21 protein-coding genes are annotated in these 24,628 nt (G+C 64.4%); 9 read left to right on the forward strand and 12 right to left on the reverse strand.

The features are described from left to right. Positions 1 to 19 precede the first annotated feature (19 nt). Complete coding sequence (locus tag ACIIOY_RS01425) at positions 20 to 1,264, forward strand: LVIVD repeat-containing protein (protein WP_411032818.1); 1,245 nt, start codon at positions 20 to 22, stop codon at positions 1,262 to 1,264. A 172-nt stretch (positions 1,265 to 1,436) separates the two neighbouring features. Further along, the gene (locus tag ACIIOY_RS01430) at positions 1,437 to 2,498 is read left to right on the forward strand and encodes a substrate-binding domain-containing protein (RefSeq protein ID WP_411032819.1); all 1,062 of its coding nucleotides are present in this window, start codon (positions 1,437 to 1,439) and stop codon (positions 2,496 to 2,498) included. 29 nt (positions 2,499 to 2,527) lie between these two features. Here the strand turns inward: ACIIOY_RS01430 and ACIIOY_RS01435 are convergent, their stop codons facing one another. The 11 genes from ACIIOY_RS01435 to ACIIOY_RS01485 form a co-directional block, all read right to left on the reverse strand. Next, entirely contained in the window at positions 2,528 to 5,500 is a 2,973-nt protein-coding gene (locus ACIIOY_RS01435; protein ID WP_411032820.1) for an autotransporter outer membrane beta-barrel domain-containing protein, read from the reverse strand. 139 nt (positions 5,501 to 5,639) lie between these two features. Further along, complete coding sequence (locus tag ACIIOY_RS01440) at positions 5,640 to 6,362, reverse strand: sulfite exporter TauE/SafE family protein (RefSeq protein ID WP_411032821.1); 723 nt, start codon at positions 6,360 to 6,362, stop codon at positions 5,640 to 5,642. 42 nt (positions 6,363 to 6,404) lie between these two features. Next, positions 6,405 to 7,175, reverse strand: a complete 771-nt coding sequence (locus ACIIOY_RS01445) for an ABC transporter permease (RefSeq protein ID WP_411032822.1) — start codon at positions 7,173 to 7,175, stop codon at positions 6,405 to 6,407. Between the two features lies 1 nt (position 7,176). Next, on the reverse strand, positions 7,177 to 7,974 hold the full coding sequence (locus ACIIOY_RS01450) for an ABC transporter ATP-binding protein (protein ID WP_411032823.1): 798 nt from the start codon (positions 7,972 to 7,974) through the stop codon (positions 7,177 to 7,179). 171 nt (positions 7,975 to 8,145) lie between these two features. Continuing rightward, on the reverse strand, positions 8,146 to 9,108 hold the full coding sequence (locus ACIIOY_RS01455) for an ABC transporter substrate-binding protein (protein WP_411032824.1): 963 nt from the start codon (positions 9,106 to 9,108) through the stop codon (positions 8,146 to 8,148). 157 nt (positions 9,109 to 9,265) lie between these two features. Then, entirely contained in the window at positions 9,266 to 9,625 is a 360-nt protein-coding gene (locus ACIIOY_RS01460; RefSeq protein ID WP_411032825.1) for a RidA family protein, read from the reverse strand. A gap of 14 nt (positions 9,626 to 9,639) precedes the next feature. Beyond that, on the reverse strand, positions 9,640 to 11,226 hold the full coding sequence (locus ACIIOY_RS01465) for a hydantoinase B/oxoprolinase family protein (protein WP_411032826.1): 1,587 nt from the start codon (positions 11,224 to 11,226) through the stop codon (positions 9,640 to 9,642). A gap of 1 nt (position 11,227) precedes the next feature. After that, positions 11,228 to 13,336 (reverse strand): hydantoinase/oxoprolinase family protein, encoded by a 2,109-nt coding sequence (locus ACIIOY_RS01470; RefSeq protein WP_411032827.1) that lies wholly within the window; start codon positions 13,334 to 13,336, stop codon positions 11,228 to 11,230. 22 nt (positions 13,337 to 13,358) lie between these two features. Beyond that, complete coding sequence (locus ACIIOY_RS01475) at positions 13,359 to 14,771, reverse strand: aldehyde dehydrogenase family protein (RefSeq protein WP_411032828.1); 1,413 nt, start codon at positions 14,769 to 14,771, stop codon at positions 13,359 to 13,361. An 18-nt stretch (positions 14,772 to 14,789) separates the two neighbouring features. After that, positions 14,790 to 15,410, reverse strand: coding sequence for a thiamine pyrophosphate-dependent enzyme (locus ACIIOY_RS01480; RefSeq protein ID WP_411032829.1), 621 nt, complete (start codon positions 15,408 to 15,410; stop codon positions 14,790 to 14,792). Positions 15,411 to 15,424: 14 nt separating this feature from the next. After that, the gene (locus ACIIOY_RS01485; protein WP_411032830.1) at positions 15,425 to 16,006 is read right to left on the reverse strand and encodes a thiamine pyrophosphate-binding protein; all 582 of its coding nucleotides are present in this window, start codon (positions 16,004 to 16,006) and stop codon (positions 15,425 to 15,427) included. A gap of 286 nt (positions 16,007 to 16,292) precedes the next feature. On the opposite strand from ACIIOY_RS01485, the gene ACIIOY_RS01490 reads away from it, so the two are divergent. Genes ACIIOY_RS01490 through ACIIOY_RS01505 form a run of 4 tightly spaced genes read left to right on the forward strand, consistent with a single transcriptional unit; the run spans position 16,293 to position 19,754 of the window. Then, positions 16,293 to 17,267 carry a quinone oxidoreductase family protein gene (locus tag ACIIOY_RS01490; protein WP_411032831.1) on the forward strand — a complete coding sequence of 325 codons (975 nt, stop codon included), beginning with the start codon at positions 16,293 to 16,295 and terminating at the stop codon, positions 17,265 to 17,267. After that, positions 17,264 to 18,793, forward strand: coding sequence for a class I adenylate-forming enzyme family protein (locus tag ACIIOY_RS01495; protein WP_411032832.1), 1,530 nt, complete (start codon positions 17,264 to 17,266; stop codon positions 18,791 to 18,793). The genes ACIIOY_RS01490 and ACIIOY_RS01495 overlap by 4 nt, the downstream gene beginning before the upstream one ends. Further along, the gene (locus tag ACIIOY_RS01500) at positions 18,790 to 19,245 is read left to right on the forward strand and encodes a PaaI family thioesterase (protein ID WP_411032833.1); all 456 of its coding nucleotides are present in this window, start codon (positions 18,790 to 18,792) and stop codon (positions 19,243 to 19,245) included. Before ACIIOY_RS01495 ends, ACIIOY_RS01500 begins: the two co-directional genes overlap by 4 nt. Positions 19,246 to 19,301: 56 nt before the next feature. Next, positions 19,302 to 19,754, forward strand: coding sequence for an SRPBCC family protein (locus ACIIOY_RS01505; RefSeq protein ID WP_411032834.1), 453 nt, complete (start codon positions 19,302 to 19,304; stop codon positions 19,752 to 19,754). Positions 19,755 to 19,792: 38 nt separating this feature from the next. Here ACIIOY_RS01505 and ACIIOY_RS01510 read toward each other — a convergent pair whose 3' ends face one another. Continuing rightward, positions 19,793 to 20,740 carry a LysR family transcriptional regulator gene (locus ACIIOY_RS01510; RefSeq protein ID WP_411032835.1) on the reverse strand — a complete coding sequence of 316 codons (948 nt, stop codon included), beginning with the start codon at positions 20,738 to 20,740 and terminating at the stop codon, positions 19,793 to 19,795. A 261-nt stretch (positions 20,741 to 21,001) separates the two neighbouring features. Between ACIIOY_RS01510 and ACIIOY_RS01515 the strand changes: the two genes are divergently transcribed. Genes ACIIOY_RS01515 through ACIIOY_RS01525 form a run of 3 tightly spaced genes read left to right on the forward strand, consistent with a single transcriptional unit; the run spans position 21,002 to position 24,617 of the window. After that, positions 21,002 to 23,317, forward strand: coding sequence for a xanthine dehydrogenase family protein molybdopterin-binding subunit (locus ACIIOY_RS01515; protein ID WP_411032836.1), 2,316 nt, complete (start codon positions 21,002 to 21,004; stop codon positions 23,315 to 23,317). Beyond that, complete coding sequence (locus ACIIOY_RS01520; RefSeq protein WP_411032837.1) at positions 23,314 to 24,150, forward strand: FAD binding domain-containing protein; 837 nt, start codon at positions 23,314 to 23,316, stop codon at positions 24,148 to 24,150. Before ACIIOY_RS01515 ends, ACIIOY_RS01520 begins: the two co-directional genes overlap by 4 nt. Beyond that, positions 24,138 to 24,617 carry a (2Fe-2S)-binding protein gene (locus ACIIOY_RS01525; RefSeq protein ID WP_411032838.1) on the forward strand — a complete coding sequence of 160 codons (480 nt, stop codon included), beginning with the start codon at positions 24,138 to 24,140 and terminating at the stop codon, positions 24,615 to 24,617. The genes ACIIOY_RS01520 and ACIIOY_RS01525 overlap by 13 nt, the downstream gene beginning before the upstream one ends. Positions 24,618 to 24,628: the final 11 nt, after the last annotated feature.

Here is a 24,628-nt window from a genome sequence, read left to right on the forward strand (position 1 = left end):
CGACCAAGTGGAGACACCCATGAGCCTGCCGACGCCCGATTTCGCCCGCAACATGAAACTGATCGGCCATTCCGACATCGGCGGACGCGGCGACGGCTTGCAGCTCATGGTCCATCGCGGCTTCGCCTATGTCGCCCATCCCTGGTCGCAGGGCTTTTCCATCGTCGACATGCGCGACCCGAAGAGGCCGGGCGATACGACCTACGTGCCTGCGCCGGCGAATACATGGAACATCCATCTGCAAACCCATGACGACCTGCTCCTGGTCATCAACGCGCTCGATCTCTTCGCGGACGTCGAGACCTTCACCGACGAGAAGGCCTATTACACGAAATCAATCGGTGAGACGGTCGCCGGTGCAAAGACGAAGCGGGCCTGGACCGCGGGCATGACGGTCTACGACATCTCGACACCGGACAGGCCGCGCAGGATCGGCCAGCTCGACGTGGACGGCGTCGGCTTCCACCGGCTCTGGTATGTCGGGGGACGCTATGCCTATGCCTCGGCGCTTCTCGACGGCTTTACCGACTACATCTTCGTGACGATCGACATGGCGGACCCCGCGAAGCCGGAGCTCGTCGGCCGCTGGTGGCTGCCCGGCATGAACAAGGCGGCCGGCGAGCACCCGCAGGCGCCCGAGGGCAAGCGCTATGCGCTGCACCACGCGCTCGTCCACGGCGATACCGCCTATGCCTGCTGGCGCGACGGCGGGCTGACGCTGCTCGACATCAAGGACCACGCGGCGCCGAAGCTCATCAAGCACCACAACTGGTCGCCGCCCTATGGCGGCGGCACGCATTCACCCCTGCCGCTCGTCGAGCGCGGCCTGCTGGTCGTCGCCGACGAGGCGGTGCTGGACAACGAGGAGGACGGGCGCAAGCACACCTGGGTCTTCGACATCCGCGAGCCGTCGAACCCGATCAGCATCGCGACATTCCCGACCCCGGACGAGATCGACTACACGCGGAAAGGCGGCCACTTCGGCCCGCATAACCTGCACGAGAACCGGCCGGGCAGCTTCGTCTCGGACACGCTGGTCTTCGCCACCTGGCAGAATGCCGGCATCCGCGCCTTCGACATTTCCGATCCTTACCGCCCGGTCGAGACCGGCGCGCTGGTGCCCGCCGCGCCGAAGGCCATGCTCGACAAGCGCCCCGGCCGGCCGCGGGTCATCCAGTCGGCCGACGTCTTCGTCGATGCGAAGGGCCTGATCTACGCGACCGATTACAATGCCGGCCTGGAAATCATCGAATACGGCGGCTGACCGGACCGGCCGCATTCTCCGAGCGAAAGACAGGACCGCAGCAAATTATTCCGCTTTGCCCGCCGCAAATGGAAGAGCATGATTATCAATATATTCTATAGATTTTATTATTTCCGGACCGTGTAGTGCGGGGCCGCAGACAGGTTCCGCGCGGCCTTTCGGGGGATATGACATGCGACAGGCGATCAGGACTTTCACGGCCGCGGGCGCGGCGGCATTTTTCGGCATCGCCGGCATCGGTCTTTCGGGCGCATCTGCCGAAGGGCTTTCCGGCGCTCCCTCGCCCTTCGACAAGGGCGGCGTCAAGGTGGCCCTCATCTCCTACATCTCGGCAGGCGATTTCTTCCAGGCCTACCAGGCCGGCGCGGAAGCGCAGGCAAAGGCGCTCGGCATCGATCTCCGCGTCTTTCCCGGCCGGCAGAACGCCGCCGAACAACGCGACCAGGTCGAGCAGGCGATCAACCTCGGCGTCGAGGGCATCATCATCGACCACGGCCAGCCGGAATCCCTGACGGACGTCGCCCAGAAGGCGCTCGACGCCGGCATCAAGGTCGTCGCCTTCGACGTAAACCTCGACAATCCGGCCATTCCGCAGATCGAGCAGAGCGACCACGAGCTCGCCCGCCTCGCCCTCGAACAGGCCGCCAAGGACAACGGGACCGCCTTCAATGCCGGTTACGTCTATGTCGCCGGCTTTGCACCGCTCGACCGCCGCAACGAGGTCTGGGAGAAATTCAAGGCCGACAATCCCGGCGTCGTGGAGAAGGCCCGCTTCGGCACGGTAAGCGACACGACCGCGACGAGCACGGCCGACCAGGCGAAGGCCGCGCTTACCGCCAATCCGGATATCACCGTCGTCTTTGCGCCCTATGACGAATTCGCCCGCGGCGTGAAGCTCGCCGCCGCAGACCTCGGGATTTCCGACAGGATCAAGATCTATTCCGCGGACGTCTCGACCGCCGACATCCAGGAAATCACCGAGGAAGGCAGCCCGTGGGTGGCGACCGTCGCGACCAATCCCGCCGTCGTCGGCGCCGTCTCGGTCCGCGCCGCGGCTCTGAAGATCGCCGGGGAGGACGTGCCGGCCCAGCTCCTCGTGAAGCCCGCGCTTCTCACCCAGGCAGCCCTGCGGGAAGCCGGCGTGAAGACGATCGAGGAACTCGCCGCAAAACTGCCCGCCTTCAGCGCCAGCGACGCGGCAACCGCCGACTGGATCCCCGCCAAGCTCTACTGACCGTTCCGGCAGCAGCCATGGACCGCGTTCTAGAAGTTCACCGAGAGGTTCGCCTGCGCCTTGCTGGAGCGCGAATCCCTGCCGAACTCGCCGAAATAGCTGAATGTCAGGCGGGCGGACTTTGAAAGCTTTGCGGAAATGCCGACCTGTGCCACCGCGGCGTCGCGCGGCATTCCGACGCCTTCGATGATGAAGGGCCCGCCGCCGGCGAAGGCGAGGCGCGTGGACGGCGTCACGTCACCGGCGATATGCCGCCAGCCGACCATGCCGGATATGGCGACGGGCAGGCCGTCCGTCGGCAGGTCCGCGGACCAGCGAACGCCGACCGTGGAGGCCGCTATGGCGTCCGTCCGCCCGGTTGCGGACAAGGCGGCCGCGCCGCCGCTTTCCCGGAAGGCGTCGGTGTCGAGGCTGACATAGGCCAGGTTGACGAAAGGCTGGAGCTTGACGGCATCGATCTCGAATGCCCCCGAGAAATCCGCGAAAACCTGGCTCGTCGCACTGGCATAGTCGACGGTCAGCCGATCGGTGAACGTGCCGAAGGAGATGTCCCGGCGCGACTCGGTATCGTTGCGGGAGTAGATGGCGCCGCCGGCTATGTTCACCGGGCCGATCCCGCCGAAGGCGTAGAGACCGGCGTGATAGGAATCCGTGCTTGCCTGCGATAGGTCGCTGTTGCTGTAGCCCAGCATGCCGCCGAGGCGCCACCGGTCGGAAACCGGCCCGTCCGCCCCGAACACGAAGCCGGCGGCCTGGCTGTCGATGCCCGCGGCGTTGCCGTCTCCCGACAGTGCATTCGAGGCGAGGAAGCCGGAGGTCCAGACCGTCACGTCATCGGTTTGCCGGTCAGCGCCCCGGACGATGTCCTCGAGGACAGCCTCGCGGACGAAGCGGCTCTCCCACAACAGCCCGCTCTTGAGCGATGCGTGGACCTCGCCGCTCAGTTGCGCGAACGCACTGCCCGCCGTGCCGGCATCCAGCGACAGCACGGCGCCGTAGAGCGGGTTTCCCGCTCCCAGAGCTTCGACGGCCGCCGCGGTCGCGCGGCCGTTTGCCGTTTCGGCCACATCGGAGAACAGGACGCCGTTTCGATCCAGCCGAAGATCGATGGCGGTCGTGCCGTAGGTCAACGTCGGCGACAGGAAGGCGAACCGGCTTGAAACCGTGTCGAAGGTGCCGGAGATGCTGGCGGCATTCAGGATCGTGTAGCTGGTCGTCGTATCGTAGGTGCCGGCCGCTGCCCGGATATCGAGCGTACCGCCGTCGATCGTCGCCGCGCCCAGCGCGTCCACCCTGTCGGCGAGCCCGCCGGCGTCGATCTCCACCTGATAGGTCGAACCCGTACGGAACGTCACGTCGCCGCTGACGCCGAGCGCCGCAATCCCCGGACCGGGCGCGAGCACGCCCCCGGAATCGACGACGAGCCCGCCGACGATCCCGCTGCCGGCAAGAAGCCCGCCGCCATAGACGTCGACCGTTCCCGAGACGGTTCCGTCGTTGACGAGCGAGCCGCCGGAGACCGTTGCGGAACCACCGATCGTGCCGGTGTTGGAGAATGTGCCCCCGCTGTTCACGAGGGCTGCGATCGTCCCGTCATTCGAGGCTTCGCCGGCGTTCGTGACCGTGCCGGCGGTGGCGCCGCTGTTGTTGGTGAAGCTGCCCGCGGCGCCGACATCCACGTCCGCCAACGTCGCATTGTTGACGACGCGGCCTCCGCCAACCGTCGTCCGGCCGGTGACGGTGCCGCCGCCGTTGTTCGTGAACGTGCCGGCATCGTTCTGGAGCGAGGCGACCTCGCCCGCATTCGTCACGGTGCCCGAATTGCGGATTGCGCCTGCGACGGCCCCGCTGTTGTTGACGAATGCCGCGGCCGCGGCGACGTCCGCGTCGGTGATGACGAAATTGTTGGTAACGGTCCCGCCGACGACGATCGTGTCCCCGGTAATCCGGCCGCCCGCATTGTTGGTGAAGGTGCCGGCCGTGTTGGTGAGGGAGGCCAGCGAACCGGCATTCGACGCGCTGCCCGCGTTCGTGACGGCGCCCGCGACGGCGCCGCTGGCATTCGTGAACACAGCGCCGGCACCGACTTCGACGGCATTGAGCGTCGCATTGTTCGTGACGCTGCCGCCGGTGACGGTGGTGTCGCCGATCACCTCGCCGCCGAAATTGTTGGTGAACGTCCCCGCTTCATTCCGGAGCGATGCGATCGTTCCGGCATTGGAGGCCGTGCCCGCGTTCCTGATCGCGCCGGCCGAAGCGCCGTTGTTGTTGACGAAGGAGGCCGCGGCGGCGACGTCCGCGTCGGTGATGACGAAATTGTTCGTGACGGTTCCGCCCGTCATGACCGTCTTTCCCGTCACCCTTCCGCCGGTGTTGTTGGTGAAGTTTCCTGCCGTGTTTGCCAGGCTGCCTACCGTCCCGGCGTTGGATACGGTGCCGGCATTCGTGACCGCGCCGGCCGAGGCGCCGGTATTGTTGACGAACGTCCCGCCCGTGGAGACATCGACCCCGTCGACCTCTCCATTGTTGGAGAGCGCCGTGGCGTTGCCGACCAAGACACTGTCGAGCGTGCCGTTGACGGTCACGTTCCCGGCATTGAGCATCAGGCGGCCGTTGAGGTCGCCGTCGACGGAAAGGGCGCCGCCGTTCAGGTTCACATCCGAGTTCATGACCCCGCCGGCATTGATGCCGACGCTGCCCGAACTGATCGTGCTCCCGTTCGCCGTGGTCAGGGTGCCCGTATCGGTGATGGTGACGTCGCCGCCATCGACATCCAGCGCGCCGATCGTCACGTCGTTCGTCACCTGCGGCGAGCCGGTGTCGACGACTGCCGTATCGCCCGCGCCCGGCAGGGAAGGTATCCAGTTGGATCCGTTGCTGAATTCGTTGTCCGCGCTGCCGGACCAGACGGTCTGCGCGAGGGAAGGCACGGAAAGCGCCACGGAGGCCAATGCCGTGAAAACGCCGAGACGGCGCGAGAATGCCGGGAGCAGTGGTTTCATTTTGGCACGGCCGATGCTAGCAGGCGCCCGCCATCATGGCGGGTCGTTAACGACGTCCTATCCAAGGTTGGTTAAGGAATGCTTATCCGCCGGACCACGATCGGCGAGGCCTGGCACACATCGCTTTACCCGCGCGCCCTCAAAGGCCCTTTTCGATCAGCCCTATGGCCACGACGGCGAGAACGACCAGGAAGACGCGGTCGAAAATCTTCTTGGGAAGTCTCGGGCTGATCCAGCCGCCCAGCGGCATGAAGAGCATGACCGGGATCAGCGCAAGGACGCCTTCGACGAGGAAGCTCGACTTGATGAGGCCCGCGATCAGGAAGGTGACGAACTGGACGATCGAGAAGATGAGGAACACGGACGAAATCGTGAAGACGATGGCCGTCCGGCTCATGCGGGTCGACTGCAGGAAGGGAACGATGACGGCGGCGCAAAGCCCGGTGGAGCCCTGCGCGAAGCCCCCCAGGAAGCCTGCAAGCGGCGCGAGACGGGAAGCCGACCTGTCCGCAAGCGCAAACTGTGGACTGAATATCCGCAGGCCTATATACACGAACAACATCAGCCCGAGGCCGATGTTGAGCTTGTTCGGATCTATCACATTGAGGATCCAGGTGCCGACGCTCAGGCCGACGGCGCCCGTCACGAGGCCCGGCCACAGGAACGTCGCCTCGCGCCATGCGGTCCGCGTCTGCACGGACTGGTGCAGGTTCGTGAGCAGAATCGGCAACATCAGCACGCTGATCGCGTGGGGGAGCCCCAAGAGGTAGCTGAGCACCGGGAGAGCCACCACAGGTAGCCCCAGCCCGGTGATCCCCTTGAGAAAGGCCCCGATTGCGATGGCCACGAAGACCATCGCCATCGATACGGGTTCCATGACGCTACCGCCGCCTCCAGGTCGCGCTCAATGTTTTCCGCGGACGGCCCACCTCGTCATCCTCCGTTCGATCAACGCGAAGACGACATAGGTGATGATGCCGAGGGCCGCGATGACCGCAACGCCGGCGAACATGAGCGGGACGCGGAACTGGGAGGAAGCCTGCATCATCAGGTAGCCGATGCCGTCGTTCGACGCGATGGTTTCGGCGATGACGGTGCCGACGAATGCGAGGGTGATCGAGATCTTCAGCGACGCGAAGAAATACGGCATCGCCCGCGGAAGACCGATCTTCTTGATGAGATCGAGCTTGCTGGCGCCGAGCGAGCGCAGCACATCCTCAACCTCGGGCTCCACCGTCGAAAGGCCGGTGGCCACGTTCACCGCGATCGGGAAGAAGCACAGGACGAAGGCGGTCGCGATGGCGGTCGGCTGCCCGATGCCCAGCCACAGGACGATGATCGGCACCAAGGCGACCTTCGGCACGGAATTGAAGCCGATCAGCACCGGGTACAGGCCGGAATAGGCCAACGGCACCGTACCGATGAGAATGCCCAGCAGCAGCCCGACGATCACTCCCAGCCCGAAGCCGATCATGGTGTTCGTCATGGTGAGGGTGGCGTGGTGCAGGATGATGGACTGGTACTCTCCGAAGGCGTGCACGATCGCGATGGGAGACGGCATGATGAACGATGGCACCTTGAAGAGGAAAACGGCCCCTTCCCATGCGACGAGGACGAAGATGATCACCAGCCAGGGCATGGCGAGATGGAGGACATAGCTCTTGGAGGACGTCATATCAGGCGGCCTTGATCTCATCGCGGATCTGCGCGATCTGATTGCGTATTGCGTGAACGATTTCCAGGAATGCCGGCTCGAACGTCGTTTCGATCGTCCTCGGCCTCGGCAGATCGACGCGATGCGTCGCGATGACCCGACCGGGCCGCGCGCTCATCACATAGATCACGTCGGCGAGATAGGCGGCTTCACGCAGATCGTGGGTGACAAGGATGGTCGTGAACTTCTTCTCCATCCATATGCCCTGAAGCACACCCCACAGCTCCTCGCGGGTGAAGGCATCGAGTGCGCCGAAAGGCTCGTCGAGCATCAACAGGTCCGGCTCGTGGATGAGTGCGCGGCACAGATTGGCCCTCTGCTGCATGCCGCCGGACAATTCCCAGGGGTGCCGCTCTTCAAATCCGTCCAGGTTGACCATCTTCAGCAGGCCTTTCGCCTTCTCGATATATTCCTGGCGATGAGCCGGGAGACGGCGGCGATGCGGCTGCACGATCTCGAGCGGAAGCATCACGTTGGAGAGAAGCTTGCGCCAGGGCAGCAGCGTCGGATTCTGGAACGCCATGCCGACGCATTTGAGCGGCCCGACGACGTCCTGCCCCGCGACGGTGATCTTGCCTGCCGTCGGAGGGGTGAGGCCCGTCACCAGCTTCATCAGGGACGATTTTCCGCAGCCGGACGGACCGACCACCGCGGCGAACTCCCCGCGATTGATCTCGATATCCGTTCCGTTAAGCGCAAGTACGCCGTTGCTCCCCCCGTATCGTAGATCGACACCCTCCAGCTTCACAAAATTGCTCATTCTTCGGCTCCATGTACCATGCGACACGGGTGGCTATCCTCCGCGAACGGGAGAACAGGAGATCGTGAAAGGGCGCCCAGCGCTAACTCACGACCCGATACGTGCATCGTTCAAAACAGGAAGCGCCACCCCGCCTCGACGGGGTTGGCGCAGCATCGTGAAAGCGAGCGATCAACTCAGGATTTTCAGTTCCTCGGCAGCGGGCAGGAAAGCGGCCTCGTAGAAGTCCGCAAGCTCCGGGGCCTTCTCCCAGCCGAAGCCTTCCGCCATCAGCCTGAGCCCTTTGGAAATGCGCTCGGGATCGAGGTGGCCGATACCGTTCTGCCTGACCGAATCCGTCTCGACATGCGTCTCCAGGATGAACTTGATACGCTGCAGTTCGACATCCGGCTTGAGAAGGGGTTCGCGTGCGATGGTGGCGGCGATCGCCGCCTCCGTGTCCTTGTAGGTCGCGCGCCATGCACGCGCCGTCCCCAAGGCAACGGCCTTGCACAACTCCGGGTCTTCGTCGATCACCTTCTGGCTGGCGATCAACGCGTTGCCGGGGAAGTCGAAGCCGAACTGGTCGAAGTAGAGGATGTTGATGTCCTCGCGCTTCACGCCATTCTCGATGAAGTTGAAGACCGAGGTGTAGTCGTATCCGACGACCCCGTCGACCTCCCGCTGGAGGAGCATGGTGTCGCGGATGCGGACGTCGACGGCGGTGAACTCGATCTCGTTCTCCGGGATGTCGTTAAGCTTGAGCACCACGGGCATGATCTTCGTCGCCGCCGAGTTTGCGGCAACGCCGATCTTCTTGCCCTTGAGGTCGGCAAGCGACTTTATCGTTTCCCCGCCGATCGTCATGATGCTTGCAGGGGAGTGATCCAGGATCGGCAGGATCAGCTTCGGTGTAGCATCCGGGTTGGCGACGGCGAACTCGATCAGCGTCTGGATATCGGCGTAGCCGAACTGGTGCGTTCCGGTTGCAAGCCGGCGGATGGATTCGGCCGAGCCGGACGCGCCCTCCAGATTGGCCGAGAAGCCCAGCTCCTTATATATCCCAGCCGTGTTGCCGAGAAAGAACGGGCTGTTCCCGCCGTAGATCCGGAAATCAAGCGAGAACGGGACAGTTTTTTCCTGGGCCGAAGCCATTGCGGGAAGCCCGACGGCGGCCAGAGCCGACAATTGGGCGGTTTTCACAAGAAATGATCTGCGGTTCAACATCATATTCTCCCATTTTTGTCGTTCCCTAGTTCCATATTTTCTTATTTTTAGCCTTGCCCGGAGATGGAGACCTCCGGAGTTTCCTTCAAATTGCCGCGGTGACCTGTATTTCGACGCGGCAGGCCGGATTGTTCATGTCCACGCGGCCGCAAATCCGGGCCGGCGTGTGATCCGGCGTGACCCAGCTGTCCCAGATCGCATTGAAGGCCGCGAGATCCTCGCGGCTGCTCAACCATACCTGAGCCGTAAGCGCGCGCGACTTGTCCGTTCCCGCTTCGGCAAGAAGCGCGTCGATCTTGTCGAGCACCTGCCGCGCCTGACCTTCGATGTCGAGCGAGAGATCGTCCGGCACCTGCCCAGCCGTGAAGACCAGGCCGTTATGAACAACCGCGCGGCTGCGCCGATGGTTCTGGTCGATGCGGGAAATATCGGCGTTCTTCGTCATCTCTTCGTCCTTCCTCACGCTGCACCGTAGCCGCCGCCGCCGGCAGTCTGCATCAGCACACGATCACCGGCCCTGAGGACACGCGGCAAGGTGGGATCGACACGTTTGCCGTTCACAAGCAGTTGACCGGGCTCGCCCTTTCCGCCGCCGTTCAGGCCGTGTGTGGGCGACTTGCACTGCGTCATCAGGAAGGACGTCATCACGTCGGAGGCATCCTGAAGGACCTCGAACTCGAAGCTCAGCCCGTCGCCCCCCCTGTTCCTGCCGGCACCGCCGCTGCCCTTTCTCAGTTCACGGCGCAGGACGCGGATGGGCGCCAGGCTTTCCATCATCTCCACCGGAGTATTGCCGAGGTTGGCCGGAAAGCTCGTTGCGGAAAAACCCGCGCGCCTGGCGTTGGCGCCCTGCCCCGCGTTGAGAAAGTTGACGACGGCGAACCGCTTGGACCGGTATTCGCCGGACATGGTCAGCGACGAGTTGGGCGATCCCGCGGCCCAGATGCGATCCGGCAGCACGTCTGCCCAGGCCTGGAAGACGGCGTGCGGCAGCAGGTGGCCGATCGCGCTGCGCCCACCTGAAGCCGCAGGATAGGACGGGTTGAGCAGAGAGCCCTCGGGCGCGCTCGTGGAGATCGGCACGAAGCTGCCTTCGTTGTTCGGGATGTCGGGGCAGAGGGCGGCCTTGATACCATAGACCGTATAGGCGAACGCATAGATCGGCACGACGTTCAGCGCGTAGGGAAGCTGCGGGCTCGTCCCGGCGTAGTCAATCGCGATCTCGTCCCCTTTGACGGTGAGCGCGCATTTGATGACGACGGGTTCCTCAAATCCATCATGCTGGACCTGCGAATGGTAGACGCCGTCGGGAATCTTGCGGATGGCGTCCCGCATCGCCATTTCGGACCGGCGGCGCACCTCGGCGCCCAGCTCATCGAGGTCGACGACGTCGAGCAGGCCCTTCAGGCGCTCTCCCATGGTGCGGCACCCCGCGACCTGCGCCCAGATGTCCCCCATTCCCTGCTCCGGGACCCTGATGTTCTGGGTGATCATCTCGATAAGGACATCATTGGGCCTGCCCTCGTCGAGCAGCTTCATCATCGGGATCTGGAGGCCTTCCTCGTAAATCTCGCGGCTGCTGTTGCTGCGCAGCTTGCCGCCTATGTCGGGCAGATGGGAGACGACCGCGGCAAATCCCACCAGCTTGCCCTTGTAGAACAAGGGCGTCGCGGTCGTAACGTCGTGTACGTGGCCCGAGCCCTTCCATGGGTCGTTCGTGATGAAAACATCGCCCTCGCGGATGGTCTCGGCCGGGTACTTCTCGAGGAAATGCCGGACGGTGTTGGGCAGGCAGCCGATGAAGCCGGGAAGGCTCATCGTCGACTGCGCCAGCGATCGCCCCTTGGTGTCGGTGAGGACGATCGCGAAATCGTTGCCGTCGCGAACCAGGGTCGAGAAGCAGGTCCGGACGAAAGCCGCAGAGGCTTCATCGACGATACTGATGAGCCGTTTCCAGAGAATCTCGAGTTCGATCGGGTCGAATCTCGATTCGGCTGCCGGCTTCTGGTCAGACGAGGCCGTCCTGACGCGTGCGATCGTGTTCATATCAATCGAATTCCTTGATTGTTACGGAGACGGTCAGATCGCTCAGGATCGCCACATCAGCGGCGACGGCGACGACGATGGTGGATTCACGTTCTTCGAGGATCAGCGGCCCTTGCAGGGTCGTGCCCGGCGCCGTCGAGTAGCGGTCGTAGACCGGAACCTCGGCGAACTGCTTTCGCAGGGGAAGGAAGATTTCGCGCCGGCCCGCGGGAACTGCCTTGAGCCGGTCATCGCCCCACTCGAAGACATGCGCCTTGTTCGGCGCGCGCCCGACCAGCCGCCACGTAATCACCTGCGCGGCAGCATTCGGGACCAGTCGACCGTACAACTTCTCATACTGCGCCTCGAAGGCTTCCAACAACGTCCGGGCCGGCGTGCCGGCCAGGTCCGCATAGGGCACCGTCACGGATATTTCCGCGCCTTGTCCTTCGTAGCGCATCTCCGCGCCGACGGTCCATTCAACGGTGGTTGCACCGGCGGCCTCCAACTCGCTCGACGCATCCTTGCGCAGCGCTTCGAGGTTCTGCGCGACGACCGGCCAGTCGATATCCGCGAGCAGCTGCGGCCTCGACCACGCGCGATCGATGCGCGGCGGCGCGGCAAGCATGCCGAGGCACGACCCGGCGCCGGCTGCGATCGGCACGATCACGCGGGGAATGCGCAGCTTTCGCGCCACGTCGACAGCGTGAACAGGGCCGGCGCCTCCCGTCGCGATCATGGTGAAGTCGCGCGGATCATAGCCGTTTTCCGCGATATGGATCCGCGCGGCGCTCGCCATGTTTTCGTTCACCATGTTGCAGATGCCCCATGTGGCGTCGAGCGGGGAGACGCCGAGCTCTTCGGCAAGGCGCGACACCGCGGCCTGTGCCGCCGCCTTGTTCAGCGTCATCGAGCCGCCGAGAAAGTTTTCTCCGTTCAGGTAGCCGAGCAGGAGGTCGGCATCGGTTACCGTGACGTCCGTGCCTCCCCGGCCGTAGCAGGCCGGGCCCGGAACGGAGCCCGCCGATTCCGGACCGACATTGAGCAGGCCGAGCCGGTTGCTGTGCGCAATCGAGCCGCCGCCCGCGCCGATCTCGATAAGCTCGATGCTCGGGATGAGGATGGGCAAGCCGGAGCCGCGCTTGAAGCGCTCGACGCGGGCGCATTCGAAGCTGTGGGTCACCGGTGCTTGCCCGTCGACCGCGACGCAGGCTTTCGCGGTGGTGCCCCCCATGTCGAAGGCAAGCACCTTGTCGACGCCCACCTGCTGCGCGGTGTTCAGTGCCGACAGCACGCCGGCCGCAGGTCCCGATTCGAGGAGGAGAATGGGGGAATCCGCGCCCGTCTTCGCCGAACAGAACCCGCCGCTGGAGACCATGACGCGAAGCGGCGTGCCCGGCTTCACCCTGGCGATGCGCGAATCGAGCTCCTCCAGATAATCCTCGACGATCGGCTTCACGTAGGCGTTCGCCGCGACGGTCGACGTCCGTTCGAACTCCTTGATTTCGCGCGCGAGATCGGACGAAAGAGAGATCGATTTTCCCGGCAGCGCGGCCCGAAGCTTCTCGCCGATGCGCTTTTCGTGGTCGGTGTTGATGTAGGAGTGCAGCAGCGAGACCGCGATCGAATCCGTGTCGATCCGCGAAAGCTCGCGGACGAGAGCATCGAGGTCCCCGTCCTCGAGGGCATCGAGTTCCTCGCCGCGCGCGTCCATGCGGGCATCGACCTCGACGCGGCGTTCGTCCTCGATCAGCGGCTTGGGCAACTCGATGTCGAGGTCGTAGATGTCGTAGCGCCACTCGCGTCCGATGTTGAGGACGTCCCTCATTCCCTTCGTGGTCACAAGGGCGGTCTTCACGCCCTTCCGTTCGATGAGGGTGTTGGTGATCAGCGTCGTGCCATGCACGACTTCGCGCAAGTCGGCCGCCCCCTCTCCGAGCGTCGTGTCCACCTGGTGCAGCAGATCCTCCAGTACGGTCGAAACGGCCTGCCCGGGATCGGCCGGCGTCGTGGGGGACTTGGCCACCCATATCCGCCCGGCGGGCTCCATCATGGCGACACCGTCGGTAAAAGTGCCGCCGATGTCGACCGCCACACGCAGCCGGCTTTCTTGATCGGGTGCTTCACTCATTGTCTGCGACCTGCTCCAGGCTTCAATAGGAAATCGTTATCAGTCGTTCTTCGGACATTTCCCGAACGGCATAAGCGGGGCCTTCCCGGCCAAAGCCGCTGTCCTTCACGCCGCCGAACGGCATCACGTCCACCCGCGCGCTGGAGGCCTCGTTGACATGGACGCCGCCGAAGCGGAGGGATCGCGCCATGCGCAGGGCCCGGTGGAGGTTGGACGTGAACAGGCCGGCCGCAAGCCCGTAAGGGCTTGCATTGGCGCGCTCGACCGCTTCCTCGATCGTGTCGAAAGGGATGATGCTGAGAACCGGGGCGAAGATCTCCTCGCAAACGACCTTCATCCGTTCGTCGACGTTGGAAAGCACGGTCGGGGCCATGACGGCGCCTTCGCGTGTCCCGCCGGCGAGCACCTTGGCGCCCGCCGCCACGGCCTCAGCCACCCAGCTTTCGGCGCGTTCCGCATGGGCCAGGCTGATCATCGGCCCCACCAGCACGGCCGGATCGGCCGGATCGCCTGCCTTGACCTTGCGAACCGCCTCGACCAGCCGCGCGGTGAACTCGGCCTCGATGCGGCGGTCGACCAGGAGCCGCTGAACCGACGTGCAGACCTGTCCTGCCTTCCGGAAACCGGCGTTCAGGATCTTGGGAACCGCCAGATCGATATCGGCATCGTCGCAGACGATCGTGCTCGCGATGCTGCCAAGTTCGAGCTGCGTGCCGCGAAGACCCGCGGCCTGCTGGATTTCCCGGCCCACCTGCGTGCTGCCGGTAAAGGCGTAGTAGGCGATGCGCTGGTCGGCGAGCAGCTGACGCCCGATGCGGCCGCCGGGGCCATGCAGAAGCGAAAGCAGTTGCGGCGGCAGGCCGGCCTCGATCAGCACTTCGCACAGCGCCACCGCCGAAAGCGGCGTGTAGCTGGACGGCTTGACGACGACGGCGTTTCCCGCGGCGATTGCCGGGCCGACCTTATGGGCAAGCGTGTTCAAGGGCGAGTTGAACGGGGTGATCGCACAGATCACGCCGCGCGGCGCGCGGATGGTGAACCCCATGCGGTCGCGCACGCCCGATGCGGCAAGCATCGGAACGAGCTCGCCGTTGAGGCGCTTGGCCTCTTCGGCGGAAAGCTCAAGCGTCTGAATGCACCGGCCGACCTCGTTCTCGCCATCGGCCCGCGTGAAGCCGGCCTCGTTCCGCATCAGGGAAACCAGCTGCTCCCGCCGGGACGCCAGCAGCCGGGACGCATCCATGAGAATGCGATAGCGATCGTAAGGACCGAGGGCGGATCCGGCGGCGGCCTCGACAGCACCGGAGACGGCTTCCTCCACCTGCCCGGCCGATGCGACATGCATCTCGCCGTAAACCGTTCCGGAGAAACTGTCGCGGAGGCTGTCTATGCTTTCGCCTTCGCACCATCTCCCCGCAATCAGGAGCTTCGACATGACGTGCCCTTCCCGGGTTCAAACGGTCTTCGACGACTCCGCCAGGCCCCGCATGAAGTTGATGCGGATCCTTGCCGGGTCGCGGTCGGTGGTCCCTGCCGGCTTTTCGCCGTCGATGCGCACGCCGATCAATCCGGGGCCGTTCCGATCGAGCGCAGCATCGACGAGCCTGTCGAAATGCTCTTCGTCCTGGGCCCATTCGGACTGGGCAAGGCCGGCGCCGCGGGCGATGGCGACCAGGTCCACGCCGCCCGATGTCAGCGTCTTCTGGGAACCGGTGATCTGATACAGGCCGTTGTCCCACAGGATGATGCAGAGGTTGGCGGGATTGACCGACGCGACGGTTCCCAGCGAACCGAGCTGCATGAGGATCGACCCGTCGCCGTCGAGGGCGAAAACCTTGCGTTTGGGCTGCGCAAGGGCAACGCCCAGCGCGATCGCGCTTGCCAGGCCCATGCTGCCGAGCATGTAGAAGTTCTGCGGGCGCTGTCCGCTTGCCCACAGATCGAAGTTGCTGTTGCCGATGCCGCCGATGACGGCTTCCTCGTTGTCCAGCTTCGCCACCAGGCGCCGCGTCAGCACGCTCCGGTTCATGATCTTGGCCGTATGGCGGGATGGGGTGCTTTCGATTACAGACATCTTTGCCCGTCTCCTCAATGCGGCCGCTTGGTCAACAGGGGTGACAGGATGATCGCGGCGGGGGACTTGGTGGAGAACGCCTGGCGGATCATGCTGCCCGCGATGAACTCGACCTGCGACTTGTCCTGGATGGCGAAGTTTTCGATGCCGAGGCTCTGAAGGACAGGGCGCATCGTCCGGCAGACCATGGACTGGCCGAGCTGGAACTCCCCGAGCGTGCCCCGCTCCGAAATCACCATCACCACGGGCAGCTGGAAAGGACAGGCCAGGGACGCCAGCGCATTCGCAATGGTGGCAAACCCGCTCGTCTGCATCAGGGTGATGCCGCGGCGTCCCCCCATGTAAGCGCCCGCCACGATGGCGACCGCCTCTTCCTCCCGGGCCGGAACGACCACCGTGAAGTACGGATCCGCCTCGACGGCATCGATCAGCGGACGCAGAACGTTGTCCGGGATGTAGGTAACGAGATCTACGTCATTGTCCTTGAGGACACGAACAAAAGTGCCTGCCCATTCCTCGGAAAAACTGTCCGATGCCACTGAATTCACCTCGGATTTATCGTTGTTCGGCTCAACCGGCCGGCTGATGTTCAGCAACGTCGTCCGGTTGCTGCCAGCCTCGATACGAAAACGCTAATTCCGGGCAGTCAGAAGCGCAAATGATTATTTTGCAGCTACTATTCGTTTCTATAAATAAATTGGATTGCCGGGGAGGAGAAACACCACCGGGCGGCGGAGAAACCGTTCGCGTCTCGTTATTAATAACCAAAAATGATTAATATCGTTTTTCTAATCATTTGTAGCGTCAACACGGCACTCCTATTCTCCCCTCGACCAACAACGGAGTGTTTCAATCATGGCGAACAGTACAACCATGAGAGCAATGGCCATTCGCGCTCATGGCGGCGTCGACCAGCTCAATCTCGAGGAGTGGCCTGTACCACAGGCGGGTGACGGCCAGGCCCTGGTGGAGATCAAGGCATGCGGCCTGAACTACATGGATGTCTTCGTCATCCACGGCATGCCCGACATGCCGACGGCCATGCCGCGCATCCCGGGCGGTGACATCGCGGGCGTCGTCCGCGCCGTCGGCGCCGACGTTTCGCAGGAATGGGTCGGCAAGCGCGTCGTCCTTTTCCCGCGCTTCCCGACCGGCGGCGTGCTGGGCGAGAACGGCAACGGCGGCCTTTGCGAATACATCGCCGTCGATGGGCGCCAGCTCATCGAGATTCCGGACGGTGTGAGCTTCGAGCAGGCGGCAGCGCTTCCGATCGCCTACGGCACGTCCCACCGCATGCTTTTCACGCGGGGGCACATAAAGGCCGGCGAAAAGGTCCTGATCCTCGGCGCCAGCGGCGGTGTCGGCGTCTCGTGCCTGCAGTTCGCAAAGATGGCCGGCTGCGAGGTCTATGCCTGTACGTCGAGCGAGGAGAAGGGCGAGAAGCTCAAGGCGCTGGGCGCCGACCACATCATCAATTATGTCGAGACGCCAGAGTTTTCCCGCGCAGTCTGGACAGCAACCGGCAAAACCGGCGTCGATGTCGCCGTCAACTTCACCGGCGGCGACACATGGATCCAGACGCAGCGGAGCATGGCGACCGGCGGGCGCATCCTGACCTGCGGCTCCACGGCCGGCCATCTCTGTAATATCGACGTGCGCTTCCTCTGGCACCGCGAAACCGAGATCATCGGAAGCCGGGCCTATGTTCCCGAGGATATCGTCGCCTGCCTCGATTACGTCGCCTCCGGCAAACTCAAACCCGTCGTGGAGGTCCGCCTGCCGCTCGAGCGTGCGGCCGAAGGGGTTCGCCTGCTGGAGGACCGCCGGATCTTCGGAAAGGTGATCGTCACGCCATGACCGAAACCATACCCAATCTCGGCTGCATCGGTCGCGGCTTTCAAACCGCCGGCCAGCTCGCCGTCATCGATCTTTGGGATCCGGAAAACCCGCGCGTCGTCGACTACCCCACCTACAACGCATCCTGCGATTCCGTGGCGCGCGGCCTGCTTGAGAGGGGGCTTCGTCCCGGCGACCGGATCGGGGTCTACTGTTCCAACCGGCTCGAGTTCCTGGAAGTCTTCTACGGCGCGATGCGCGCCGGCATCGTGCCGGTGATGATGGGGATCCTCCAGCCGAAAGACACCATCGCCTGGATCGTGGAGCAGACCGGCCTCCGGCTCGTCTTCTGCGAGCGTGCGCTGGCATCGAACCTGCCCGGCGATACACCCGCCGTCCTTGTCGACGGTGACGGCGCCGCCGGCCTCACCGCGCTCAAGCGCCCGGGGCCCTTCGAGCCTTTCGTTCCCGAATACGATTCGACGGCCTTCATCGCCTACACCTCCGGATCCACCGGTCGCCCGAAAGGCGCCCTGCTGTCGCACCGCGCCCACAGCTGGGTCGCCAGGACCATCTCGCAGGACCGGGACTTTTCGCCTGCCGATACGATGATCGTGGCCGCGCCGCTCTATCACAAGCATGCGATGAATTCGATCAAATGCGTCTTGTACGGCGGCTCGACGGTCGTGCTGCTGCGCAAGTTCGACGCGAAAACCTACGTATCGGCCATAAACCGCTACAGGCCGACCATCGTCTCCGGCGTGCCGACCATCTTCGCGATGATCCTCCAGCAGCGCGAGCTGCTGGAAGGGAACGACTATTCCTTCGTCCGGCTTGCGACGATGGGCGGGGCACCGGCTTCGGACCAGTTGATCGATTCCGTGGCGGAGCTGTTCCCGAACGCCAAGATCAACCTCATCTTCGGCATAACGGAAACCAGTGCCGCGCTGTTCGGCAATCATCCGCAGGGATTGGCGCGCCCGCGCCATTCGGTCGGCTATCCCGTCGCCGGAAACGAGTTCCGCCTCGTCGGGGGCGAGAGCGACGCGTTCGGAACGCTGCTGGTGCGAAGCCCCGGCCTCATGAGCGGCTACCTCAACAATCCCGAGGAGACCGCAAAGCGCATCGATGCGGACGGATGGTACAATACCGGCGACATCCTCCGTCGGGACGAACAGGGCTGGTACTACTTCGTGGGCCGCTCGGACGACATGTTCACCTCCAGCGGGCACAACATCTACCCCGCGGAGGTCGAGCTCGTGCTGGAACGGCACGCCGACATCGAGCAGGCCGTCGTCGTTCCGGCGCCGCATGAGATCAAGCACACGGTTCCCTATGCCTTCGTGGTGAAGCGGGCGGGATCGTCGCTGAACGAACGCGCCGTGCAGGATCACGTCCTGCGCAACGCGCCGCCCTACCAGTATCCACGAAAGGTGGTCTTCCTCGACAAGCTGCCCATGACCAATGTCGGCAAGATCGACCGGCGCGCGCTGGAGGCGGAAGCACGGCGCCTCAAGGAAGAAGAAACGCACGGAGAGAACGCATGACCCAGCCCACCCTCAACAAGACCCCCGGCGACGTCCAGGCGATCATCGACCGGAGTGCCTTTCTTTCCTGGCTCGGCCTGAAGGTCGTGTCGCTCGGCGAGGATACGATCGAGGTCGAGGCAACCTGGCGGCCTGAATGGGTCGCAAACCCGGTCGTCGGCCAGACGCAAGGCGGCATTCACGCGGCCCTGATCGATTTTGCCGCCAACCTCGCGATGATCAACAAGATCGGCGGCCCGGTGCTGACGATCGATCTGCGCGTCGACTATCACCGGGTCGCCAGGAAGGGAAACCTGATCGCGCGCGGCAAGGTGATAAAGTTCGGCCGGACCATCGGGACCAGCGAAGCCCAGATATTCGATGGAGAAGGCCGCCTCATCGCAAGCGGCCGGGGCAGCTTCCAGACGACGCAGACCTCGGAAGCGGGCGCCAGGTCCAAGGAGACGTCGTGAGCGAACGGCCGGCCTTCATGCGCGATTCAATCCTGCCAAACTGAAAGGATCCTTTCATGGCCATCGACATGTCTGGCGAAGAACGTATATCCGCGCCGATCGACCGGGTGTGGCAGGCGCTCAACGACCCCGCCGTGCTGGAGCAATGCATCCCAGGCTGCGAAAGGCTGGTTGCCGACAGGCAGAACGCCTTCAGCGCGACCGTCACCATCAAGATCGGTCCCATCAAAGCCCGCTTCCTCGGCGAGGTCGAGCTCTCCAACATCGACGCGCCGCGATCGTGCACCATTACCGGCGAGGGAAAAGGCGGCGTGGCGGGCTTTGCGAAAGGCGGCGCCGATGTCACCCTGCGGGAAGAGGCTCCGGGGGTTACGGTGCTGACCTATGCGGCCAGGGCGGACATCGGAGGCAAGCTCGCCCAGCTCGGCAGCCGCATGATTCAATCGACATCCAAGAAGCTCGCCGGAGAATTCTTCGGAAAATTCAACGAAAAGGTCAGTTCCGGCTAACCAACGGGAGCCGGCCCTCCCTCCGCGCCGGGGCAAGCTCAGGTGAAGGCGGTGTCGAGTATTCGCACGCCGTGCACGGGCTTCGTCTCCCGGATGGTCTTCATCAGGATTTCCAGGACCCTGCGCGTGGTCGGCGAGGAGGAGCGCATGTGGCGTGTTATGATGCACACCTCGCGCTCGATCTTCGGCTCGTGCAGCTCGCGGAACTCGAACTCCGCCATCTGCCCCGTATGGGCGGCGAGCGACGGCAGGACGGTGATCCGGTCGCCGAGCTTGAGGAGAGCATAAAGCGACGTCGTGCTGGAGGCGTAATCGACCTCGGTCCCGCGATGCTTGGGTTCGAGATCGGGGAAGTGCCGGATGAGCGCACCGATACCCGTGTCCTTGGTGAGCGCCACGTAGTTGTGGTCCCGCAGGTCCGCCCATGTCAGGTCGCCCTTATGGCTCGCCAGCGGATGGTCCTTCGGAAACACGGCCCCGAACGGGTCGGCGAGGACAGGCCGGTAATCGAGGTCCGCGAAATGGTTCAGCGGCGAGGACAGGCCGAAATCCGTGGTTCCTTCGAGGACGGCGCGTTCGGTCTTCTCGGAGCCTTCGTCCCGGACGGAAATCTTCACATCCGGATAGGACTTGCGGAACGCCTCCAGCGCCGGCGCCAGAATGTGCGGCATCATGGACGGCACGACGGATATCTTGATGTTTCCGTGCTCGCTGCGGGCCGTGGCCTGAAGATCGGCGACGGCATTGTCGAAATCACGAATGATGCGCTCGGCCACCTCCTGGAACCAGACCGCATCCTTCGTCAGCTCCACGCGCCGCGTCGTACGGTCGAAGAGCTGGACGCCCGCAATGTCCTCGAGCTGCTTGATCGTGGCGGTCAGGGAGGACTGCGTCTTGAACAGCTGCTGGGCGGCGACGGTGAAGGATCCCGTTCGCGCCACGGCCGCGAAGCATCGCAGATGCCGAAGTGAAATCTGCGTTCCCATGTGCCGCCCTCCGGTATGATGCAGACGATCCCTTGCCGCGCGGAACTTCGCTCCCGGCGCTCGCCTCAACATATCAGCAGAAACGATTAATGCGAGCGTTTTTATAATTTGCATCAGAGGCTACGACCGTTAGTCTGCTTTCCGCCAGCGGTGTAGGCTGCTGCGCTCGCCAGGCATTGCAGGCCGGTCAATTTCAGGGAACGGGGTCGTATGGCTGACGCGAAAGAGCCGGAAAACGAGGGGGGATGGATCGGAAGATCCATGCTTCGCAAGGAGGACCGTCGGCATCTTGCGGGCGCCAGCACCTTCGTGGCCGACCTCCGCCTGCCGCGCATGCGCGATGTCGCCTTTGTCCGCAGCCCCGCCGCGCACGGGCGTCTGGTTTCGATCGAAAAACCGGAAGGCAAGGAGGCCTCCGTCTTCACGCTCGAAGACCTCCAACCCCTCAACCCGATCTCCGGCGGCCCGGAAATGGCGACGTTCCGGAACGCCGCATATCCACCGCTCGCGGACGGGAAAGTGCTCTTCGTCGGCCAGACCATCGCCATGTGCATCGGAGCGAACCGCGCCGGCGCCGAGGACCTTGCCGCGGAGGTGAACGTCGAGATCGAAGAACTGGAGGCCGTCGTCGACGCGATCGCAGCGCTGACGGCCGAGGCTCCCCTGCTCCACGAGGACTGGCCCGACAACTCCTTCATCGACGCGACGATTTCCGAGGGCAGCATCGCCGCCGTGCGGGACGCGCCCGTCAAGATGCGCCGGCGGCTGAAGATGAACCGCCAGGCGACCAATCCGCTGGAAACGCGGGGCGTCGTCGCCTATCTCGACCACCGGCTCGACGAGCTTGTCGTCTACTCCTCGACGCAGGGCCCGCATGTCATGCGCCACGGGATCTCGCTGGCGCTCGGCATTCCCGAACACAAGGTCCGCGTCGTGGCACCCGATGTCGGCGGCGGCTTCGGAGGCAAGAACCGCCTCATGCCGGAAGAGATCGCCATTGCCGCGCTGGCGACGAAGGTGGATCATCCCGTCCGCTGGATCGAGGACCGCAACGAGCATCTGATCGCATCGGTGCAGGCGCGCGAGCATCACTACGACCTGACGCTCTACGCCACGGCGGAGGGACGGGTCCTCGGCATAGAAGGCAGCGTGCACGTGGATGCGGGGGCGTTCGCGCTGTGGCCGTCGGGCCCGTTCATGGAAACCGGAATGGCCGCCCGCAACCTGCCCGGCTCCTACACGATCGAGCATCTCCACATAGACACGCACACCGTCGCGACCAACAAGGCGCCGATCGGCCCCTATCGCGGCGTTGCGCGGCCCGGCGCCTGTTTTGCGATCGAACGCATGATCGACGAACTGGCCGGCGAACTCGGATGCTGTCCCGTCGAGATCCGCCGCAGGAACCTCGTCCAGCCGGCGATGATGCCCTACCGCACTGCCGGCGGATTGAGGCTGGACAACGGCGACTATCCCGGGGCGCTCGAACACGCATTAGAGATGATCGACCTGCCCGCGCTTCGAGAGCGGCAGCACAAGGGCGAGCCGGACGGACGCAGGCTGGGTGTCGGCTTTGCCGTCTACACGGAGCAGAGCGGCCACGGAACCCTGGAATGGGTGAAGCGAAGATCGCGCGTCGTCCCCGGTTTCGAATCCGCGACAATACGCATGCTGCCCGACGGCACCGTGCATCTGCTGGTGGGCATCCAGAGCCACGGACAGGGGCTCGAAACCTCCCTGTCCCAGATCGCCGCGCAGGAACTCGGCGTCGATCCGTCGGCCATCCTGGTCCGCCATGGCGATACCGGCCTGTCGCCGCAGGGTTTCGGCACCTTCGCCTCGCGCAGCATCGTGTTCTCGGGCGGGGCGGTAGCGAAGGCGAGCCGCACGCTCGCGGCCAGGATCAAGACCATCGGCGCCGGGCTTCTTCAGGAAGCGGTCGAGGACGTGACGCTTGGGGGCTCGTGCGTCCGGGGCCGCTCCGGCGAGGTCTCCATCGCCGACATCGCGCGGGCGGCCAACATCCGGCCGGAACTCCTGCCCGCCGGCGCGGCACCGGGCCTGGAGGCCACGGAGACCTACGAACCGCCGGAATCAGGCGGCGTCTTCTCCTACGGCGTACATGCGGTCACCCTCCTGTCCCACCCGGTCACCGGCATGACCGAGATCATCGACTACGTGATCGTGGAGGACTGCGGAAACCTGATCAACCCGATGATCGTCGACGGGCAGATCATCGGCGGGGTCGCACAGGGCATCGGAACGGCATTGTACGAGGAACTGCCTTACGACGAAAACGGACAGCCGGTCGCAACCACCTTCGGCGACTACATGATCCCCTGCGCACCGGAGATACCGAACTTCCGCATCAAGCACATGGTCACGCCCGCCGAAAGCACCGAATTCGGCGTCAAGGGCATGGGCGAAGGCGGGGCCATCGCGCCGCCGGCAGCCATCGCCAACGCGCTGAATGACGCCTACCGGGATTGCAAGGCCAAGTTCCTGGTGACCCCCATGACGCCGAGGCGGGTCTCCGACACCGTCGCCGATGCCCTTCTACGCGAGGCTGCGGAATGAAGCCCGCTCTTTTCGACTATGTCAGGCCGGCAAGCCTTGAAGAAGCGCTCAAGGTGCTTTCCGCAGGCGACGACGCCGCTGTCATCGCCGGCGGGCAATCCCTGCTGCCGATGCTGAACCTCAGGGTCGCATCGGCCGAGACGCTCGTCGACATCAGCCGCCTTCGCGAACTGAAAACGCTGAGCGAGACGGAAGCCGCCCTTTCGATCGGCGCGCTGGTCACTCATGCGGCCATCGAGGACGGGCTGGGGCGCGACTCCTTCAACGGCCTGCTTCAGAGGATCGCATCGAAGATCGCCTACAGGGCCGTGCGGAACATGGGAACGATCGGCGGGAGCCTGTCGCTCTGCGATCCGGCCGCGGACTGGCCCGTCTGCCTGCTGGCGCTCGGCGCGACTATCGCGATTGCTTCGCTTGAGGGCGAACGATGTCTCGCCGTCGAGGACTTCCTCGTCGACGCCTATACGACCGCACTCGAGCAGGGCGAGCTTCTTGTCCGGATCGATATTCCGAAGCAAGGCGATTGCGCCTGGGGCGTCGGCAAGGTGAACCGCAAAAGCGGCGCCTTCGCGGATTCCCTGGCCATTGCGGTTCTCGGAAAGGACTGCCGGCCGACGCGCGTGGCGCTCGGCGGCACGGCAAGCTGCGCCCGGCTGCTGGCCGGCACGTCCGCGGCGCTCGATCGGCAGCCGGGCATCGGCGCGGACGCGCTTTCGGGCATTATCGCCGAGGACGTCGCGGCGGCCCATGAAGACGCCACGCCCTATCAGATGCGGTGCCACGTCCACACCGTCACATGCGCCATCGCGGAGGCAAGATCATGGTCGAGGTGAAACTGACCGTCAACGACCGGGAAGAAACCGTTCTTCTCGATCCGCGCGACAGCCTCTCCGATCTGCTGCGCGAAAAGCTGCAGCTGACCGGCACGCATGTCGGGTGCGATCACGGGGCATGCGGCGCCTGTACCGTCCACCTCGACGGGACGCCGGTTCGATCCTGCATCGTGCTGGCGACAAGATGCGTCGGCAGCACCGTCCGCACGATCGAAGGAACCCGGACCGATGCCCTCATGAACATCGTGCGCCGCCATTTCCATGAGAAGCATGCCCTGCAATGCGGCTTCTGCACGCCCGGCATGCTGATGATGTCGGTCGACATCATCCGCCGCTACGGTGTCCCCACCGAAAGCCAGGTGCGCTCCGAACTGAGCGGCCAGATCTGCCGGTGCACCGGCTACATGGGCATCGTATCGGCGATCCAGTCCGCCGCGCGGGAAATCCACGAAGAAAAAGACGCCTGAAGCGGCGGCTC

Origin of the sequence: Shinella agrisoli (genome assembly GCF_046557955.1) — a bacterium.
Taxonomy (GTDB): domain Bacteria; phylum Pseudomonadota; class Alphaproteobacteria; order Rhizobiales; family Rhizobiaceae; genus Shinella.

Bases quoted from the DNA above. Each gene is read 5' to 3' on its own strand.
- ACIIOY_RS01425 (WP_411032818.1), top strand. From the start codon at position 20: ATGAGCCTGCCGACGCCCGATTTCGCCCGCAACATGAAACTGATCGGC.
- ACIIOY_RS01430 (WP_411032819.1), top strand. From the start codon at position 1,437: ATGCGACAGGCGATCAGGACTTTCACGGCCGCGGGCGCGGCGGCATTT.
- ACIIOY_RS01435 (WP_411032820.1), bottom strand. From the start codon at position 5,500: ATGAAACCACTGCTCCCGGCATTCTCGCGCCGTCTCGGCGTTTTCACG.
- ACIIOY_RS01440 (WP_411032821.1), bottom strand. From the start codon at position 6,362: ATGGCGATGGTCTTCGTGGCCATCGCAATCGGGGCCTTTCTCAAGGGG.
- ACIIOY_RS01445 (WP_411032822.1), bottom strand. From the start codon at position 7,175: ATGACGTCCTCCAAGAGCTATGTCCTCCATCTCGCCATGCCCTGGCTG.
- ACIIOY_RS01450 (WP_411032823.1), bottom strand. From the start codon at position 7,974: ATGAGCAATTTTGTGAAGCTGGAGGGTGTCGATCTACGATACGGGGGG.
- ACIIOY_RS01455 (WP_411032824.1), bottom strand. From the start codon at position 9,108: ATGGCTTCGGCCCAGGAAAAAACTGTCCCGTTCTCGCTTGATTTCCGG.
- ACIIOY_RS01460 (WP_411032825.1), bottom strand. From the start codon at position 9,625: ATGACGAAGAACGCCGATATTTCCCGCATCGACCAGAACCATCGGCGC.
- ACIIOY_RS01465 (WP_411032826.1), bottom strand. From the start codon at position 11,226: ATGAACACGATCGCACGCGTCAGGACGGCCTCGTCTGACCAGAAGCCG.
- ACIIOY_RS01470 (WP_411032827.1), bottom strand. From the start codon at position 13,336: ATGAGTGAAGCACCCGATCAAGAAAGCCGGCTGCGTGTGGCGGTCGAC.
- ACIIOY_RS01475 (WP_411032828.1), bottom strand. From the start codon at position 14,771: ATGTCGAAGCTCCTGATTGCGGGGAGATGGTGCGAAGGCGAAAGCATA.
- ACIIOY_RS01480 (WP_411032829.1), bottom strand. From the start codon at position 15,410: ATGTCTGTAATCGAAAGCACCCCATCCCGCCATACGGCCAAGATCATG.
- ACIIOY_RS01490 (WP_411032831.1), top strand. From the start codon at position 16,293: ATGGCCATTCGCGCTCATGGCGGCGTCGACCAGCTCAATCTCGAGGAG.
- ACIIOY_RS01495 (WP_411032832.1), top strand. From the start codon at position 17,264: ATGACCGAAACCATACCCAATCTCGGCTGCATCGGTCGCGGCTTTCAA.
- ACIIOY_RS01500 (WP_411032833.1), top strand. From the start codon at position 18,790: ATGACCCAGCCCACCCTCAACAAGACCCCCGGCGACGTCCAGGCGATC.
- ACIIOY_RS01505 (WP_411032834.1), top strand. From the start codon at position 19,302: ATGGCCATCGACATGTCTGGCGAAGAACGTATATCCGCGCCGATCGAC.
- ACIIOY_RS01510 (WP_411032835.1), bottom strand. From the start codon at position 20,740: ATGGGAACGCAGATTTCACTTCGGCATCTGCGATGCTTCGCGGCCGTG.
- ACIIOY_RS01515 (WP_411032836.1), top strand. From the start codon at position 21,002: ATGCTTCGCAAGGAGGACCGTCGGCATCTTGCGGGCGCCAGCACCTTC.
- ACIIOY_RS01520 (WP_411032837.1), top strand. From the start codon at position 23,314: ATGAAGCCCGCTCTTTTCGACTATGTCAGGCCGGCAAGCCTTGAAGAA.
- ACIIOY_RS01525 (WP_411032838.1), top strand. From the start codon at position 24,138: ATGGTCGAGGTGAAACTGACCGTCAACGACCGGGAAGAAACCGTTCTT.